At 60.1% G+C, this 16,059-nt stretch carries 18 protein-coding genes; 13 read left to right on the top strand and 5 right to left on the bottom strand.

Annotated elements, in window-relative coordinates:
• Positions 1-64: 64 nt before the first annotated feature.
• The 3 genes from G0Q00_RS01060 (at position 65) to G0Q00_RS01050 (ending at position 4,307) form a co-directional block, all read left to right on the top strand.
• A complete protein-coding gene (locus G0Q00_RS01060; RefSeq protein ID WP_163035566.1) occupies positions 65-1,906 on the top strand; it encodes a peptidyl-prolyl cis-trans isomerase in 1,842 nt (613 codons plus the stop codon).
• Between the two features lie 21 nt (positions 1,907-1,927).
• Positions 1,928-3,439 carry an anthranilate synthase component I gene (gene trpE, locus G0Q00_RS01055; protein WP_163035564.1) on the top strand — a complete coding sequence of 504 codons (1,512 nt, stop codon included), beginning with the start codon at positions 1,928-1,930 and terminating at the stop codon, positions 3,437-3,439.
• A 73-nt stretch (positions 3,440-3,512) separates the two neighbouring features.
• The gene (locus G0Q00_RS01050) at positions 3,513-4,307 is read left to right on the top strand and encodes a pyrroline-5-carboxylate reductase (RefSeq protein ID WP_163035562.1); all 795 of its coding nucleotides are present in this window, start codon (positions 3,513-3,515) and stop codon (positions 4,305-4,307) included.
• Here G0Q00_RS01050 and G0Q00_RS01045 read toward each other — a convergent pair.
• The 3 genes from G0Q00_RS01045 to G0Q00_RS01035 form a co-directional block, all read right to left on the bottom strand.
• Positions 4,304-5,278: a DUF3179 domain-containing protein gene (locus G0Q00_RS01045; RefSeq protein ID WP_163035560.1), complete on the bottom strand. Its 975-nt coding sequence runs from the start codon at positions 5,276-5,278 to the stop codon at positions 4,304-4,306. The genes G0Q00_RS01050 and G0Q00_RS01045 overlap by 4 nt on opposite strands.
• Positions 5,279-5,372: 94 nt before the next feature.
• A complete protein-coding gene (locus G0Q00_RS01040; RefSeq protein WP_163035558.1) occupies positions 5,373-6,014 on the bottom strand; it encodes a peptidylprolyl isomerase in 642 nt (213 codons plus the stop codon).
• On the bottom strand, positions 6,007-6,507 hold the full coding sequence (locus G0Q00_RS01035; protein WP_163035556.1) for a peptidylprolyl isomerase: 501 nt from the start codon (positions 6,505-6,507) through the stop codon (positions 6,007-6,009). Before G0Q00_RS01035 ends, G0Q00_RS01040 begins: the two co-directional genes overlap by 8 nt.
• A gap of 151 nt (positions 6,508-6,658) precedes the next feature.
• On the opposite strand from G0Q00_RS01035, the gene pgk reads away from it, so the two are divergent.
• The 9 genes from pgk (at position 6,659) to G0Q00_RS00995 (ending at position 14,241) form a co-directional block, all read left to right on the top strand.
• Positions 6,659-7,846, top strand: coding sequence for a phosphoglycerate kinase (gene pgk / locus G0Q00_RS01030; protein WP_163035554.1), 1,188 nt, complete (start codon positions 6,659-6,661; stop codon positions 7,844-7,846).
• 189 nt (positions 7,847-8,035) lie between these two features.
• The gene (locus G0Q00_RS15940; protein WP_255464703.1) at positions 8,036-8,161 is read left to right on the top strand and encodes a hypothetical protein; all 126 of its coding nucleotides are present in this window, start codon (positions 8,036-8,038) and stop codon (positions 8,159-8,161) included.
• Positions 8,158-8,328, top strand: coding sequence for a hemin uptake protein HemP (gene hemP, locus G0Q00_RS01025; RefSeq protein ID WP_163035553.1), 171 nt, complete (start codon positions 8,158-8,160; stop codon positions 8,326-8,328). Before G0Q00_RS15940 ends, hemP begins: the two co-directional genes overlap by 4 nt.
• A gap of 240 nt (positions 8,329-8,568) precedes the next feature.
• Positions 8,569-9,444, top strand: coding sequence for a fructose bisphosphate aldolase (locus tag G0Q00_RS01020; RefSeq protein WP_239058289.1), 876 nt, complete (start codon positions 8,569-8,571; stop codon positions 9,442-9,444).
• A gap of 183 nt (positions 9,445-9,627) precedes the next feature.
• Entirely contained in the window at positions 9,628-9,930 is a 303-nt protein-coding gene (locus G0Q00_RS01015) for a septum formation initiator family protein (protein WP_163035549.1), read from the top strand.
• A gap of 178 nt (positions 9,931-10,108) precedes the next feature.
• A complete protein-coding gene (gene pdhA / locus G0Q00_RS01010) occupies positions 10,109-11,110 on the top strand; it encodes a pyruvate dehydrogenase (acetyl-transferring) E1 component subunit alpha (protein ID WP_163035547.1) in 1,002 nt (333 codons plus the stop codon).
• Between the two features lie 21 nt (positions 11,111-11,131).
• Entirely contained in the window at positions 11,132-12,496 is a 1,365-nt protein-coding gene (locus G0Q00_RS01005) for a pyruvate dehydrogenase complex E1 component subunit beta (RefSeq protein ID WP_163035545.1), read from the top strand.
• A 12-nt stretch (positions 12,497-12,508) separates the two neighbouring features.
• Entirely contained in the window at positions 12,509-13,810 is a 1,302-nt protein-coding gene (locus tag G0Q00_RS01000; RefSeq protein WP_163035543.1) for a pyruvate dehydrogenase complex dihydrolipoamide acetyltransferase, read from the top strand.
• A 95-nt stretch (positions 13,811-13,905) separates the two neighbouring features.
• A complete protein-coding gene (locus tag G0Q00_RS00995) occupies positions 13,906-14,241 on the top strand; it encodes a carboxymuconolactone decarboxylase family protein (protein WP_163035541.1) in 336 nt (111 codons plus the stop codon).
• 330 nt (positions 14,242-14,571) lie between these two features.
• Here the strand turns inward: G0Q00_RS00995 and cysE are convergent, their stop codons facing one another.
• Entirely contained in the window at positions 14,572-15,375 is an 804-nt protein-coding gene (gene cysE, locus G0Q00_RS00990; protein ID WP_163035540.1) for a serine O-acetyltransferase, read from the bottom strand.
• An 84-nt stretch (positions 15,376-15,459) separates the two neighbouring features.
• Here cysE and G0Q00_RS00985 point away from each other — a divergent pair, with 84 nt between their 5' ends.
• On the top strand, positions 15,460-15,798 hold the full coding sequence (locus G0Q00_RS00985; protein WP_370458512.1) for a TraR/DksA family transcriptional regulator: 339 nt from the start codon (positions 15,460-15,462) through the stop codon (positions 15,796-15,798).
• On the opposite strand, the gene G0Q00_RS00980 is transcribed toward G0Q00_RS00985, so the two are convergent.
• Positions 15,779-16,054, bottom strand: coding sequence for a hypothetical protein (locus tag G0Q00_RS00980; RefSeq protein WP_239058288.1), 276 nt, complete (start codon positions 16,052-16,054; stop codon positions 15,779-15,781). The two genes, G0Q00_RS00985 and G0Q00_RS00980, sit on opposite strands and share 20 nt — an antisense overlap.
• Positions 16,055-16,059: the final 5 nt, after the last annotated feature.

Genomic DNA, 16,059 nt, shown 5'->3' with positions numbered 1-16,059 from the left:
GCTTGGCATTCCGTCATGAACCGCCTACAAACCCGATAACAGTCTGATGAAAAGGAAAGCGTCCATGGCGACTGGCAAGGCTTCTCGTACTTTCGGTTGGATCCTGATGGGTCTGGTGATGGTGGGACTCGTAGGGTTCGGATCAACGAATTTCGGAGGCTCAGGCCGGTCGATTGGCACGGTGGGCGATACCGAGATCGACGCACGCCGCTATTCGCGCGAGCTTCAGTCCGAATTGAACGCGTTTGAGGCCCAGACCGGTCAACGTCTGACCATGCAGCAGGCGCAGGCTTTCGGCGTGGATCAACAGGTGCTGGCCCGCGTGATCGCTGCCGTGGCGCTGGAAGACGAGACCGCACGTCTTGGCATTTCGGTGGGAGACGATCACCTGCGCGCGCGCATTGTCGATATCCCCGCCTTCGCCGGTGTGGACGGACAGTTTGACCGCGAAAGCTATCGCTTTGCCTTGGAGCAGTCGGGTCTGACCGCTGCGGGTTTTGAGCAAACCCTGCGCGCCGAAGTGAGCCGCCAGATCCTGCAAGCCGCTGTGACCAATGGCATCGTCGCAGACGACACCTATGTCGACACTCTGTATGCCTTCGCCCGCGAGGCCCGGAACTTTACATGGGCCGAACTGCCCGTGTCGCGCCTGACCACCGCCCTGCCCGAACCGACCGAGGCCGAGCTGACGGCGTATTACGACGCGAACCCGGCCGACTTCACCCTGCCCGAGACAAAGAAGATCACCTATGCGTGGTTGGACCCACAGTCACTGGTCAGCGAGATCGAAGTGGACGAGGCGCAGATCAAGGCGCTGTATGATGAACGGAACGATCAGTACAACCAGCCCGAGCGCCGCTTGGTCGAACGTCTGGTGTTTGGCACTGAGGCCGACGCACAAGCCGCCGCTGACGCGATTGCTGCGGGCGAGACCAGCTTCGAAGATCTGGTGACCGCGCGCGATCTGACCCTGTCGGACGTCGATCTGGGTGATCAATCCAAAGCCCAACTGGGTGCAGCCGGGGATGCGGTCTTTGCACTGGCCGAAACCGGCATCGCAGGCCCTGCGCCCAGCGATCTTGGCCCGGCCTTGTTCCGCGTCAACGCCATCCTGTTGGCGCAGAACACCTCGTTCGAGGACGTACGCGTCGACCTGAACGCCGAGCTGGCTGCTGACGCAGCTCGCCGTCGTGTGGGCGACATGGTGGCCGAACTGGACGACCTGATGGCCGGTGGCGCGACGCTGGAAGAGATTACCGAAAGCCACAACATGGTGATGGAACAGATCGACTGGACCGCCGAGACCTCGGACGGCATCGCTGCTTACGAGATCTTCCGCGAGGCCGCTGCCGCAGCCGTCGACGGGGATTTCCCGGAAATCACGCTCATGTCGGATGGGGGCGTCTTTGCCCTGCGTGTCGACGCAGTGGAACCGTCGCGCGTACAGGACCAAGCCGAGGTGGCCGAGGCCGTGTTGGCCGGATGGCAGGCTGAAAAACGTCTGGAGCTGCTGGCCGAGGAAGCGCGTGGCATGATCCCGTCGTTGGAAGGTGGCGAAAGCCTTGCTTCCTTGGGGCTGACCGAAGTGGTTGAAGAAGGTCAGGAACGTGACGCCTTTGTCGAAGGCACCCCGCCCGCTTTCCTGACCGAAGTGTTCCAGATGGAAGCCGGTGACTGGCAGGTTGTGCCCTCGGCTGATGGAGTGATCCTTGTGCGTCTGGATGCGGTCGTATCCGTCGACCAGAACAGCAATGAGGCCACCGCCATCAAGGCCAACTTCGGCGCGCAAACCGCGCAGGAGATTGCCATCGACATTGAAAACGCCTTTGCGCGCGCTGTTCAGACCAAGGCGGGGATCGAGCTGAACCGCCCGATGATCAACGCCGTGAACGCGCAATTCCAGTAACCTCCGACCGGGAAGACATCCATGGCCCTTACGCCCTCGTTTGAAGAGTTCGAAGCCGGCTGGAATGCTGGCAAAAACCAGGTGGTCTATACGCGGCTGGCTGCTGATCTGGACACGCCGGTCAGCCTGATGCTGAAACTGACCGAGGCACGCCGTGACAGCTTCATGCTGGAAAGTGTCACCGGTGGCGAAGTGCGTGGTCGCTATTCGATCGTCGGCATGAAGCCGGATCTGATCTGGGAATGCCGTGGCGAGAGCGCGCGCGTGAACCGCATGGCCCGCTTTGATGGGGACGCTTACGAGGACATGCCGGGTAACCCGCTGGACGCTTTCCGCGCGGTCTTGGCCGAAAGCGCGATTGATCTTCCCGACGACTTGCCACAGGCCTCGGCCGGGCTGTTTGGCTATCTGGGCTATGACATGATCCGTCTGGTCGAGCATTTGCCGGATGTGAACCCCGATCCGCTGGGCGTGCCCGATGCGGTGATGATGCGCCCGTCTGTCGTGGCAGTTCTGGACGGGGTTAAGGGTGATGTGACGCTGGTTTCTCCTTCTTTTGTCAGCTCGGGCCTGACAGCCAAGGCCGCTTATGCGCAGGCTGCCGAACGGGTGATGGACGCGTTGCGCGATCTGGATCGCGGCACGGCAGGCGAAACACGCGATCTGGGCGAAGCGCAAGAGCTTGGCCCGCTTGTGTCCAACTTCGCCAAGCCCGACTATCTGGCAGCCGTCGAAAAAGCCAAGGAATACATCCGCGCGGGCGACATCTTCCAAGTGGTGCCCAGCCAGCGCTGGACCCAAAACTTCCCACTGCCGCCCTTTGCGCTCTATCGTAGCTTGCGGCGCACCAACCCCTCGCCCTTCATGTTCTATTTCAACTTCGGTGGCTTTCAGGTGGTGGGCGCGAGCCCGGAAATTCTGGTGCGCGTCTTTGATGGAGAGGTCACGATCCGCCCCATCGCAGGCACCCGTCCCCGAGGCAAGACCCCCGAGGAAGACAAGGCGCTTGAGGCCGATCTGCTGGCCGACCAGAAAGAGCTGGCCGAGCATCTGATGCTGCTGGATCTGGGGCGCAACGACACGGGCAAAGTCTCGAAAATCGGCACCGTCCGCCCGACCGAGGAGTTCATCATTGAGCGCTACAGCCACGTGATGCATATCGTGTCAAACGTGGTGGGTGAGCTGGCAGATGATCAGGACGCGCTGTCGGCCTTTATGGCGGGGATGCCTGCCGGAACGGTGTCCGGTGCGCCGAAAGTGCGCGCGATGGAGATCATCGACGAGCTGGAGCCAGAAAAGCGCGGCGTCTATGGAGGCGGCTTGGGCTATTTCAGCGCGGGCGGCGACATGGACATGTGTATCGCGCTGCGTACGGCAGTCGTGAAGGACGAGAAGCTGTATATTCAAGCTGGTGGTGGAGTTGTTTACGACAGCGACGCCGAAGCCGAATATGAAGAGACAGTGAACAAGTCGAAAGCCATCCGGCGTGCTGCGGAAGATGCGGCCATGTTTACCCGGCGCGGAAACCGCTAAGGGGTCAGGGGCCTTGCCCCTCGGCCTGACGGCCTCACCCCAGGATGTTTTTGGCAAGAAAATGGGGGCTGCGATGTTTGACGGCATTATTCTGGGCGTGATTGGGGGCAGCGGGCAGTTGGGCTGCGCGATCATTCAGGGTTTGATCTCGGCGGAGGCGCTTCCGGCTGAGCAGATCCTTGTCTCGAACAGAAGCGGAGATCGGGGTGATCTGCCGGACGCGGTGCGATTGGTTTCTGACATCGACGAGATGGTTGCGGCCTGTAATGTCATCCTTCTGTCGGTTCCGCCCGCCAATGCGACTGCGCTACGACTTCAGGCCGACGGCAAGCTGGTTCTGTCCGTTATGGCTGGGGTGACGTTGGTGCAAATGGCAGAGATTGCAGGTCATGACCGCGTAATCCGGGCCATGTCGAGCCCGGCGGCGGCGGGGCGGCTGGCCTACTCTCCCTACATGTTGGGCGCAGGCGCGCAGGACGATGGTGCGGTGGCCGAAGACCTGTTCAGTGCGATTGGGCAGACGGATGCTTTAAGTGAAGAAGCGCAGCTGGATGTGTTCACCGCAATTACCGGTCCCGTACCCGGTTTCGTCGCCCTGTTTGCCGATACGATGGTCGAATTTGCCCAAGAACAGGGTGTTGATGCAGAGGTGGCTGAGCGCGCAGTGCGGCAGCTTTTCTTGGCGGCGGGGCATGAGATGGGCGCCGGGGGGCCATCACCGGCTGAGCAGGTTCAATGGATGATCGACTATGCCGGCACCACGGCCGCGGGGCTTGAGGCCATGAAGGCGGCTGGGATCGAGCGTGTGGTGCGCGAAGGGCTGACCGCGGCTGTTGAGAAAACACGGCGCATTGCGAACGACACCTAGCCCCCTAACATCCACTCTCCATCCGGCCAGAAGGCGTGGAAGGCAAAAGCGAAGAGTACGTCGTGTGGGACGTCCCTGCCCTGTGCATCGCGGACGCGGATCGTGCCCACGTCGCGCCCTTTTGAAATCTGTGATGTATCTAAAGCTGAGGCCTGCCCAGCGGTCCAACTGATGGTCACGCCCGCCTCGGTAATCTCGCCTTCTTTCGACAGGCGCGCGACCGGCCACGCGCGGTTCCCCACACGGACGACGCGGGCCAGCGCGGGGACGCCATGAGGCGGCTGTTCTCCGGTAAAGAAGCCATAGGGGCGGTTGCGGCTGTCATAGCCCGCATAGGGGTTGCGGCCATAGGATCGGTTGGCACGGGGTTGTTCCATGACCAGCCCGTCGGGGTTTCGCCGCATGAACTCGGCCCAGCTTTCCATCCACGCGGGCAGCTGTGTCAGCTGCGTGCCGGTATGCGCGCCGACGATCCCCTGCCCCAGCGCCTGTTGCCACCAGCTTTCCGTCTGGTGGTCATACATGACCATGTCCGAGGCTCGCAGCTTACCTGTCACACCAAATGTCAGCTCTTGCCCGTCCACACGACGGTCAAACACCATGCCGGAATTGCAGAGCGGGCAGAAGGTGACGGCGACGGGCACGCCACCCACCGTGTCGTTCACGATTTCATGCCAGGTCAGATAGCGTAGCGGATAGGCACGCGGGGTGGCGCCTTTGATCTCGACCGTCAGGACCGGTTCGCGGGGGCCGATACGGGTTTCATCCCCTGCTTTGCGAAAGGCGGGGTCAGACAGCGCCGGAATGCCATCGCGGCCAGGGCCGCCCGACAGAATCTCGTTCCAGCTGCCAATATTGGTTTGTGCGAAATCGGTTTTCGGGAACTCACGCTCCCACTGGGTCGGGTTGGCGCGCACTTCCTGCGCCCAAAGCCCAACGACGATCGCAAGCATGGTCATCAGAATACGCATAGGGCCGCTCCTTTTCTCGGACAGACCCAGCCTGACAGAGAAAGAAGCGGCCCCATAGCCCCCCTCACGAGGGTTTGAGCAATCGTGCGCGGAGTTATTCCACCACGCGCATCGAGGTCATGACGTCCGGTTTGCCCAGCACCGACCCGTTCGGGCCTTCACCGCGCTTGATCGCCTGAACCACGTCAAAGCCGCCCGTCACATGACCGACGACCGTGTATTTCCCGTTCAGGAAATCGCCGGGGGCGAACATGATGAAGAACTGGCTGTTGGCCGAGTTCGGGCTTTGTGATCGCGCCATGCCTACGGTTCCGGTCAGATAGGGCTCGTCCGTGAACTCGGCCTTCAGGTCCGGATAGGACGATCCGCCCATGCCAGCACGACCACCATTGCCGTCGGCCTTGCCGAACTCGACATCACCGGTCTGCGCCATGAAGCCGTCAATGACACGGTGGAAGACCACATTGTCATAAGTGCCTTCATTGGCCAGCGTGATGATGCGCTCCACATGGCCCGGGGCCAGATCGGGACGCAGAGTGATTTCGATCACGCCGTTGGCTTCGCCTGCGACAGTGATTTCAACCTTCGGCGCGTCGCCGACCACAACCGGATCAAGTTCGGGCGGGGCCGAGGGCCAGAGCGTGTAGATCCCATAGCCCACAACCAAGGCCACCCCGGCCAGAAACGCCACGATAAACGTGCGTCTGTCCCGAGATGTGTAGTTGCCGTCAGACATCTGCAGCAACCTTGACCGATACCATCATGTCCGGGCTTGCAGGCGGCTCGCCGCGGGTGATGGCGTCGACATGCTCCATGCCCGAGGTTACGCGGCCATAAACCGTGTACTGACCGTTCAGGAAGTGGTTGTCGCTGAAGTTGATGAAGAACTGGCTGTTGGCCGAGTTCGGGTTCTGCGAACGGGCAGCACCCAGCGTGCCACGATCGTGGGGCAGCTTCGAGAACTCAGCAGGCAGATCCGGCAGCGACGACCCGCCGGTGCCAGCGCGGCGCAGGCTCATCGGGTCTTTGCCGTTGGCCACGTCGCCAGTCTGCGCCATGAAGCCGTCGATCACGCGGTGGAAGACCACGCCATCATACTCGCCCGAGCGAGCCAGTTCTTTCATACGCTCGGTATGTTTGGGGGCGACGTCGGGCAGCAGTTCGATCACGACGGTACCGTCTTTCAGCTCCATCAGGATGGTGTTTTCGGGATCTTTGTATTCGGCCATCGGGGCCTCCTTCAGATTTATGTGTTTCGTTGGCGCCAAACTAAGCACGCGGGCGAAAAGATGGAAGGGCACACGGGCTTCTTTTCGCCGCGCCTGTTGACCCGCGCACGCTTTTGGTGTGCAACACGCCCAACACCTTTAGGAGGGACCGATGGCCTGGAAAACACTCGACGAGATGGACCTGAGCGGCAAAACCGTTCTGACCCGCGTAGACATCAACGTGCCGGTGAAAGACGGCGTGGTCACCGATGACACGCGCATCCAGCGCATCCTGCCTACTATCCGCGATATTCTGGCCGCTGGCGGCAAACCGGTTCTGCTGGCCCACTTTGGTCGCCCCAAGGGCGAACGTGTGGCTGAGATGAGCCTGTCGGTCGTGCGCCCTGCCCTTGAAGCCGCGCTCGGCAGCCCGGTGAAATTCGCCGATGACTGCATTGGTCTGCCTGCCAAACAGGCCGTGGCCGATCTGGAGGCCGGCGAGGTTCTGCTTCTGGAAAATACCCGCTATCACGCGGCTGAACCCAAGAACGATCCGGCTTTTGCCGCCGCGCTGGCTGCATTGGGCGATGTGTACTGCAACGATGCGTTTTCGGCCGCACACCGTGCGCATGGCTCGACCGAGGGCGTTGCGCGCCTTCTGCCTTCTTGCGCTGGTCGCCTAATGCAGGCCGAGCTGTCCGCACTGGAAGCAGCCCTAGGCGAGCCAGTTCGCCCGGTTGTCGCCGTTGTGGGTGGGGCCAAGGTGTCCACGAAACTTGACTTGCTGGGCAATCTGGTCGCCAAGGTGGACCATCTGGTGATCGGTGGCGGTATGGCCAACACCTTCCTTGCAGCTCAAGGCATCGACGTGGGCAAATCGCTGGCCGAGCATGACATGACCGATACGGCATCCGAAATCCTGATCAAAGCGCAGGAAGCAGGCTGCGAGATCATCCTACCATCGGACGTGGTTGTAGCCCGCGAATTTGCCGCCAATGCCGCCAATGAAACTGTTGCCGCCGACGCCTGCCCCTCGGATGCGATGATCTTGGACGCTGGCCCCGCATCCGTCGCGAAGATCTCGGACGTGTTCGAGCAAGCCAACACGCTGATTTGGAACGGCCCTCTTGGCGCGTTCGAGATCGAGCCGTTTGATGCCGCCACCAACGCAGCCGCCCTGAAAGCCGCAGAACTGTCGGATGCGGGCAACCTGACCTCGGTCGCTGGCGGTGGTGACACCGTCGCAGCGCTTAACAAAGCGGGAGCCGCCGAACGCTTCACCTACATCTCGACCGCGGGCGGTGCATTCCTTGAATGGATGGAAGGCAAAACCCTGCCGGGCGTCGCTGCTCTGGGCTGAGCCGAGGCGCGATAATCACATTATATCAACGCCCTGCGCAGAAGTGCGTGGGGCGTTTTTGTTTTCAAGATTCCCGCTTGACTAATACCTGACTATTTTTATAGGTATTATGTATCAGCCAGTCGCACCCATCTGCGATCAGCCGGAGACCTGAGGGGCACCCGCCCCGTATCATCAGGAGCGCGACACATGACTGACTTTGACAGCGGGCGCCTAACCGCCCGCACCGACATTCCAAACCCCGTTCCTTTCATCCCCGGCCTGAAAGCCTTGGCCGCGTGGATCGAGGCCACCTTTGAAGGAGACCGCACATGACCGCCCCCATCACCAGCGCTGTATTTGAAACCGCCCTGCGGACCGCTCCGCCCGAACATGATGCGTTGGATCTGACACAAAGCGGCAAGACCGCCCGCATCGTGTTGAACGACATGGTTTATACGCTGACCATCACCCGCGCCGGGAAGCTGATCCTGACCAAGTAAACCGCAATTGCGAACGCACCGGCGCGTGACGGCGACAGTTCCCCTGCGCCGTCCAAGTTCCCTTCCCGCCCGTTGCCGAGGGGCAAGGCCCATATCCGTTTCATCCAACCTTGCCCCTCACCCCTTCCTACGCGCATTTGTTAGCGCCAGCAGAATTGCATGCCCGCGCGCCCTCGCCTATGAACGGGGTAATTCAGACCTTTATTCACACGTGGGATCGACATGCCGAACCAAGCACAAATGGACAAGATCAAAGCCGGTCAGGGCTTCATCGCAGCACTGGACCAGTCGGGCGGATCGACCCCGAAAGCTTTGCGCCTTTATGGCATCGAAGAAGACGCATACTCGGGCGATGCCGAGATGTATGACCTGATCCACGCCATGCGCTCGCGTATTGCGCAGGCCCCCGCCTTCACCGGCGAAAAAGTCATCGGCGCGATTCTGTTCGAAATGACCATGGACCGTCAGATCGACGGCAAGCCGACCGCCACTTACATGTGGGACGAGCGCGGCGTCGTGCCATTCCTGAAAGTCGACAAGGGCCTCGCCGATGAAGAGAACGGCGTGCAGGTGATGAAGCCGATGCCGGAACTTGACGCCCTGTGCGAACGCGCTGTGAAAGCTGGCGTTTTCGGCACCAAGATGCGTTCGGTCATCAATGCGGCCAACGTTGAAGGTATCAAAGCCATCGTCGCGCAGCAGTTCGAAGTGGGCAAACAGATCATCGGTCACGGCCTTGTGCCGATCATCGAGCCCGAGGTGACGATCTCGATCTCGGACAAGGCTGCCGCCGAAGACATTCTGCTGGCCGAACTGACCGCTCAGCTGGACGCGCTGTCGGATGGCCAAACCGTTATGCTGAAGCTGACCCTGCCGGAAGCCGCCAACCACTATAAATCGCTGGTGGATCACCCGCGTGTGGCATCGGTTGTGGCCCTGTCGGGTGGTTACTCGCGCGAGGAAGCCAACACCCGCCTGTCGCAGAACACCGGCATGATCGCCAGCTTCTCGCGTGCGCTGACCGAAGGCCTGTCGGCGAGCCAATCGGACGACGTGTTCAACGGCACCATCGCAGACACGATCGACAGCATTTATCAGGCCTCCATCGCTGGATAAGCCCCTGCTTTGATTGCAATTTGAAACGGCTCGCAGTTTTGCGGGCCGTTTTTCTTTGACGCCCGAAAAAACTTTCCAACCGATTCGTTTTTGGGATTCACAAGCCGAATCACCTATGGCATAGTTCTCTTGCACCACCCAAAAAGAGGTGGGCAAGAGGCAGTACATACAGGCGGGAAACCTATGGGCGCACCTCGCGCACAAACTGGAATTGGTGGAGTGGTCTACTTTGTCGGGGCCGTTGGTCTTGGCTTATACTTCACGTTTGCCAGTGTGCAGGGCGACTATGGATTATTCCGGCGCGTACAGATCGAGGCCGAGACGCAAGCGCTTTTGAAAGAGCGTGATGCGCTCTCGGCTCAGATCGCTGATCTACGCAATCGCACCAAACGCCTGTCAGACGATTACCTTGATCTGGACCTTCTGGACGAACAAGCCCGCAATGTGTTGGGTGTTGTCCGCGCGGACGAGGTCGTTCTGCGCTAAGTTTTCGCGCAAGTTCCCCTTTGAAATCACATCACAACGCTAGCCTTGCGTCTGGCGCAACCCTGCCCCGCGCAAGGTTCTGCAAGTTTTTGTCGACCGGTGAGGGTGAAGGCTGTATAAGATAGTTTAACACTAAACTATTACCTAAAGCCAAATGACGCCAGGAGGAGGACGCCACATGGCCGCCCGGAAAAGCGCTCCGAAAAAGACCGCTAAATCAAACACATCCAAAGAAGAGCTTCTCGAATACTACCGCGAGATGCTTTTGATCCGTCGATTCGAAGAAAAGTCAGGCCAGCTGTACGGCATGGGCCTGATCGGCGGGTTCTGCCACCTGTACATCGGTCAAGAAGCCGTAGTCGTTGGGCTGGAAGCCGCCGCGAAAGAAGGTGACAAACGCCTGACATCCTATCGCGACCACGGCCACATGTTGGCCTGCGGTATGGACCCGAAAGGCGTCATGGCCGAGCTGACGGGCCGCGAAGGCGGATATTCACGCGGCAAAGGCGGTTCGATGCACATGTTCTCGAAAGAGAAGCACTTCTACGGCGGCCACGGCATCGTTGGTGCGCAGGTTCCGATCGGGACCGGCTTGGCCTTCGCCGACAAGTATCTAAACAATGGCGGCGTAACCTTTGCCTATTTCGGTGACGGTGCGGCCAACCAAGGTCAGGTCTACGAAAGCTTCAACATGGCATCGCTGTGGGAACTTCCGGTCATCTACGTGATCGAAAACAACCAATATGCCATGGGCACCTCGCTGCAGCGTGCCAGTTCGACCCCCGACATCTATACCCGTGGTGCATCGTTCGGCATTCCCGGCGAGGCCGTGGACGGCATGGATGTTATGGCCGTGAAAGAAGCTGGCGAACGCGCAACCGAACACTGCCGTTCGGGCAAAGGCCCCTACATTCTGGAAATGAAAACTTATCGCTACCGCGGCCACTCGATGTCGGATCCGGCCAAGTACCGCACCCGCGAAGAGGTTCAGAAAGTCCGTGAAGAGCGCGACGCCATCGAACATGTGCGCGAGCTTCTGTTGCAGGGCAAACATGCCTCTGAGGATGACCTGAAGGCCATCGATAAAGAGATCAAGGCCGTCGTGAATGACGCCGCCGAATTCTCGAAAACCAGCCCCGAGCCCGCGCTCGAGGAGCTGTGGACCGATATTTACGCCTGATCCGGACAGAGGAGAGAAGATATGGCTACTGAAGTATTGATGCCCGCCCTGTCCCCGACGATGGAGGAAGGCACGCTGGCCAAATGGCTGGTCAAAGAAGGTGACGAGGTCGCATCGGGCGACATCCTTGCCGAGATCGAAACCGACAAGGCGACGATGGAATTCGAGGCCGTTGATGAAGGCATCATCGGCAAGATCCTGATCGCAGAAGGCACCGAAGGCGTGAAGGTGAACACCCCGATCGCCGTGCTGATCGAAGAAGGCGAAAGCGCAGACGACGTCGCGTCGGCCCCTGCCCCGGCAGCGGAAGCCCCTGCTGCGGCCGCGCCTGCAGCCGCCCCGGTTGCGGCACAGCCGATCACCTCGGAAGATCTGTCTGATCCGGAGATCCCGGAAGGCACCGAGATGCGCTCTACCACGGTTCGCGAAGCATTGCGCGACGCGATGGCCGAGGAAATGCGCTCGGACGACACCGTTTTCCTGATGGGGGAAGAAGTCGCGGAATACCAAGGCGCCTACAAGGTCAGCCAAGGTCTGCTGGACGAATTCGGCGCCAAGCGCGTGATCGACACGCCGATCACCGAGCACGGCTTTGCCGGTCTGGCCACGGGTGCCGCGATGGGCGGTCTGAAACCGATTGTCGAGTTCATGACCTTCAACTTCGCCATGCAGGCGATTGACCACATCATCAACACTGCCGCCAAGACCCGCTATATGTCGGGCGGTCAAATGACCTGCCCGATCGTTTTCCGTGGTCCAAACGGTGCTGCAGCCCGCGTCGGTGCACAGCACAGCCAGGATTACGCAGCATGGTATGCGCAGATCCCCGGCCTTTATGTGGCGATGCCGTATTCGGCAGCGGATGCAAAAGGTCTGATGAAAACCGCAATCCGCGAAGAGACCCCCGTTGTGTTTCTGGAAAACGAGCTGCTTTACGGTCAAAGCTTCGAAGTGCCGGTGATGGACGACTACGCCATCCCGTTCGGCAAGGCGCGTATCTGGCGTGAAGGCTCGGATGTGACCATCGTCAGCTTCGGCATTGGCATGAAATACGCGCTGGAAGCCGCGGATGAGCTTGCCAAAGAAGGTATCTCGGCCGAGGTGATCGACCTGCGTACCCTGCGCCCGATCGACTATGACACGGTGATCCGCTCGGTCCAGAAGACCAACCGCTGCATCACGGTGGAAGAAGGCTGGCCGGTTGCCTCGATCGGCAACCACATCACCGCCCAGATCATGGAACGCGCGTTCGATTATCTGGACGCGCCGGTGATCAACATGACGGGCAAGGATGTTCCGATGCCCTACGCAGCCAACCTTGAAAAGCTGGCGCTTGTGACCACCGCCGAGGTGGTCGAAGCCGCCAAAGCTGTGACCTATCGTTAAGGAGACCGAGATATGGCAACCGAAATTCTCATGCCCGCCCTGTCCCCCACGATGGAGGAAGGCACGCTGGCCAAATGGCTGGTCAAAGAAGGTGACGAGGTCGCTTCGGGTGATCTGCTCGCTGAGATCGAGACCGACAAGGCGACGATGGAGTTCGAAGCCGTTGATGAAGGTATCATCGGCAAGATCCTTGTGGCTGAAGGCACCGAAGCGGTGAAAGTGAACACTGCCATCGCTGTGTTGCTGGAAGAGGGCGAAAGCGCGGATGACATCGCCGCAAGCGCACCCGCAGCGCCTGCTGCTGCCGAAGCCGAGGCCGCTCCTGCAGCGGCAGAGGCGGCGGCACCTACTGCTGCACCTGCGGCCCCTGCCCCGCAAGCTGCTGATGGCACGCGCATTTTCGCCTCGCCCCTTGCCCGTCGCATCGCGGCTGACAAGGGTCTGGACCTGACGCAGATCACCGGCTCGGGCCCGAAAGGCCGGATCGTGAAAGCGGATGTGGAAAATGCTACGGCGGCTCCGAACGCGGCGCCTGCTGCGGCAGCTCCGGCGGCTGCACCTGCTGCGGCCGCTGCGCCCACCGGCCCCTCGGCCGATATGGTGGCTGCGATGTATCAGGACCGCGAGTACGAGGAAATCAGCCTCGACGGGATGCGCAAGACCATTGCGGCGCGTCTGTCCGAAGCGAAACAGACCATCCCGCATTTCTATCTGCGTCGCGACATCAAGCTGGACGCCCTTCTGGCGTTCCGCAGCCAGTTGAACAAACAGCTGGAAGCACGTGGCGTGAAACTGTCGGTGAATGATTTCATCATCAAGGCTGTTGCCAACGCGCTGCAAGCCGTGCCGGAAGCCAATGCTGTTTGGGCAGATGGTCGCGTGTTACAGATGAAGGCCTCGGACGTCGCGGTCGCTGTTGCGATCGAGGGCGGGTTGTTTACGCCTGTTCTGCAGGATGCCGATCAAAAATCGCTGTCCAGCCTCTCGACCCAGATGAAAGATCTGGCGTCGCGAGCCCGTGAGCGCAAACTGGCCCCGACCGAGTATCAGGGCGGCAGCTTTGCGATCTCGAATTTGGGCATGTTTGGCATCGACAATTTCGACGCCATCGTGAACCCGCCGCATGCAGGCATTCTGGCGGTCGGCGCGGGCGTCAAAAAACCTGTCGTTGGTGCGGATGGTGAACTGACCACTGCCACAGTCATGAGCGTCACAATGTCGGTCGATCACCGCGTGATTGACGGCGCTGTGGGTGCGAACCTTCTGAAAGCTATTGTCGACAATCTGGAAAACCCGCTGACAATGCTGGCATAAATATTCGCAATCGCGAATTTATTGACATGGCTCAAGGCGGCGCGTTCTGCCTTGGGCCATTTGCTTTTCCGAACAGTCAAATTCGGAGAGACTCAATGGACTTTAAAGCCCTGCTGGACGACACCACCAAAAACACCAAATCCTTTGCAGCGGCGCACCCGGACGGCGCCAATGGCTTCCGCGCCATTCACAGGGCCGCGTTGGTCGACGGTGCGTTGTCGGTCAAAGACAAAGAACTGCAGTGCATCGCCATCGGCATCGCCAAACAGTGCAACGACTGCATCGGCTTCCACGTCCGCGCGGCCATCAAAGCTGGTGTTACCCGCGAAGAAATGGCCGAAACCGTCGCCGTCGCGATCCTGATGGGCGGTGGTCCCGGCTATATGTATGGAGCGCGTGCGCTAGAAGCCTACGACCAGCTGACGGCCTGATATCTGCGTCTCTGAAACACAAAAAGGGCGGCGCTGATGCGTCGCCCGTTTGTGTATTTTGACCGGCTGAGCGGTCTATCGGTACTGCTATTGTACGTTGTCTTGATCGGACCCGTGGTTCAGGTCATGCTCACAACGATTAACCGGCCACTGCTACAAGAAATACTGCAGAAAACGCCACCACGGTGGCAAGCCAGATCTGTTTCATTTTCGGGGTCTCCCAGGTTGTCACCCGGCTCCTATAGATGAAACTTCTGAAGCTTTACATTGATTTAGCGCAAATTTGCGGAAATCCGCCGATCACCTGCAGTGCAACCGGCGGCAATCTATTTACTGGATGATTGTCTGGTCCATTTCAACCGAAGGGCAATCGCATCCGGCCTCGCCCACGATCTTTGCGGGCACGCCAGCGACGGTAACGTTGCAGGGAATTTCCTCCAACACGACCGAGCCCGCTGCGATGCGCGAGCAATCCCCAACCTTGATGTTGCCTAGAACCTTGGCCCCAGCCCCGATCAGGACACCGTCGCCGATTTTGGGGTGACGATCCTCGTCTTCCTTGCCGGTCCCCCCCAGCGTCACCGAGTGCAGCATTGAGACATTGTCGCCCACAACAGCCGTTTCACCGATCACGATGGAGTGCGCGTGGTCAATCATGATGCCACGCCCGATGCGTGCGCCGGGGTGAATGTCGATGCCGTAGACCTCGGAACAGCGCATCTGGATGAAATAGGACAAATCCTTGCGCCCTTCCTTCCACAGGTAATGTGCCAAGCGATAGGCTTGCATCGCCTGAAAGCCTTTGAAGTACAGCACCGGCTGCAACATGCGGTGGCAGGCCGGGTCACGATCCAGAACGGCCGTGATATCGGCTCGAGCCGCCTCGGCCAGTTCGGCGCAGCTGTCATAGGCTTCATCCGCGATCTCGCGCAGCAATACCATGCTCATCTCGTTCGAGCTGAGCTTGGCGGCAAAGCGATAGGACAGCGCCTTTTCCAGCGTTTTATGATGCAGAACACAGGCACCGATCAGACCGCCCAGAAGCGGTTCTTCGGCGACGGCTTGCTTGGCTTCGTCGGTGATCCGATCCCAAACCGGATCAATCCGGGTGAGGACTGCGCGTTTCTCGGCCATGATGTCTCCTGCGTTGCACGCTTAGGATACACCAGATAGGCTTGAATTTCAAAAAAGCAAAGCCAGAAAGCGCCTGAAATTATCGTGACCCCAGATGACCTTGCCAAATTCAAAGCGCGACTGCTGGCCGAATTGGCCGAGCTGGACCGTGATGATGCACGTGGAGCAGAAGGGCAGAAGGTGGTGACGCTGGATCAACAGGCGGTTGGGCGGCTGACGCGGATGGATGCGCTGCAAAATCAGGCGATGGCCAAGGCCACCCAGACCCGCCGCACCGCCCAGCGCCAAAGGACCCTAGCGGCCTTGGCCCGGATTGACGAAGACGAGTTCGGGTATTGCGAAGATTGCGGAGAAGAGATCGCAATGGGGCGGCTGGATCTGGACCCAACCGCCCCAAAATGCGTCAGCTGCGCCGCCGGGTAAGACGTGTATGGCGCGCTTTTAGCGCCGCATACACCGTCAAAAGGCAATCCAGATACTCCGGATCATCGTGGAAGGGTTCGGCCTGTCGTGGCAGAGACATGGCGACAGATCCCAGACTTCCATTCCCCCAACGCGGATGCACCCGGCCCAGCGCCCGACGATAGCGATCCGCCGCATCGGCACGTTGAAGCATCGCCAGCATTGCGCCGGGCCGTCTGTGCGGCCCAAGCGCCAGAAGCGCGCAGGCCGCAGCCATGGCAT

Origin of the sequence: Aliiroseovarius sp. PrR006 (assembly GCF_010500215.1) — a bacterium.
GTDB lineage: Bacteria > Pseudomonadota > Alphaproteobacteria > Rhodobacterales > Rhodobacteraceae > Aliiroseovarius.
This window is presented reverse-complemented; position numbering and strand designations above follow the sequence as displayed.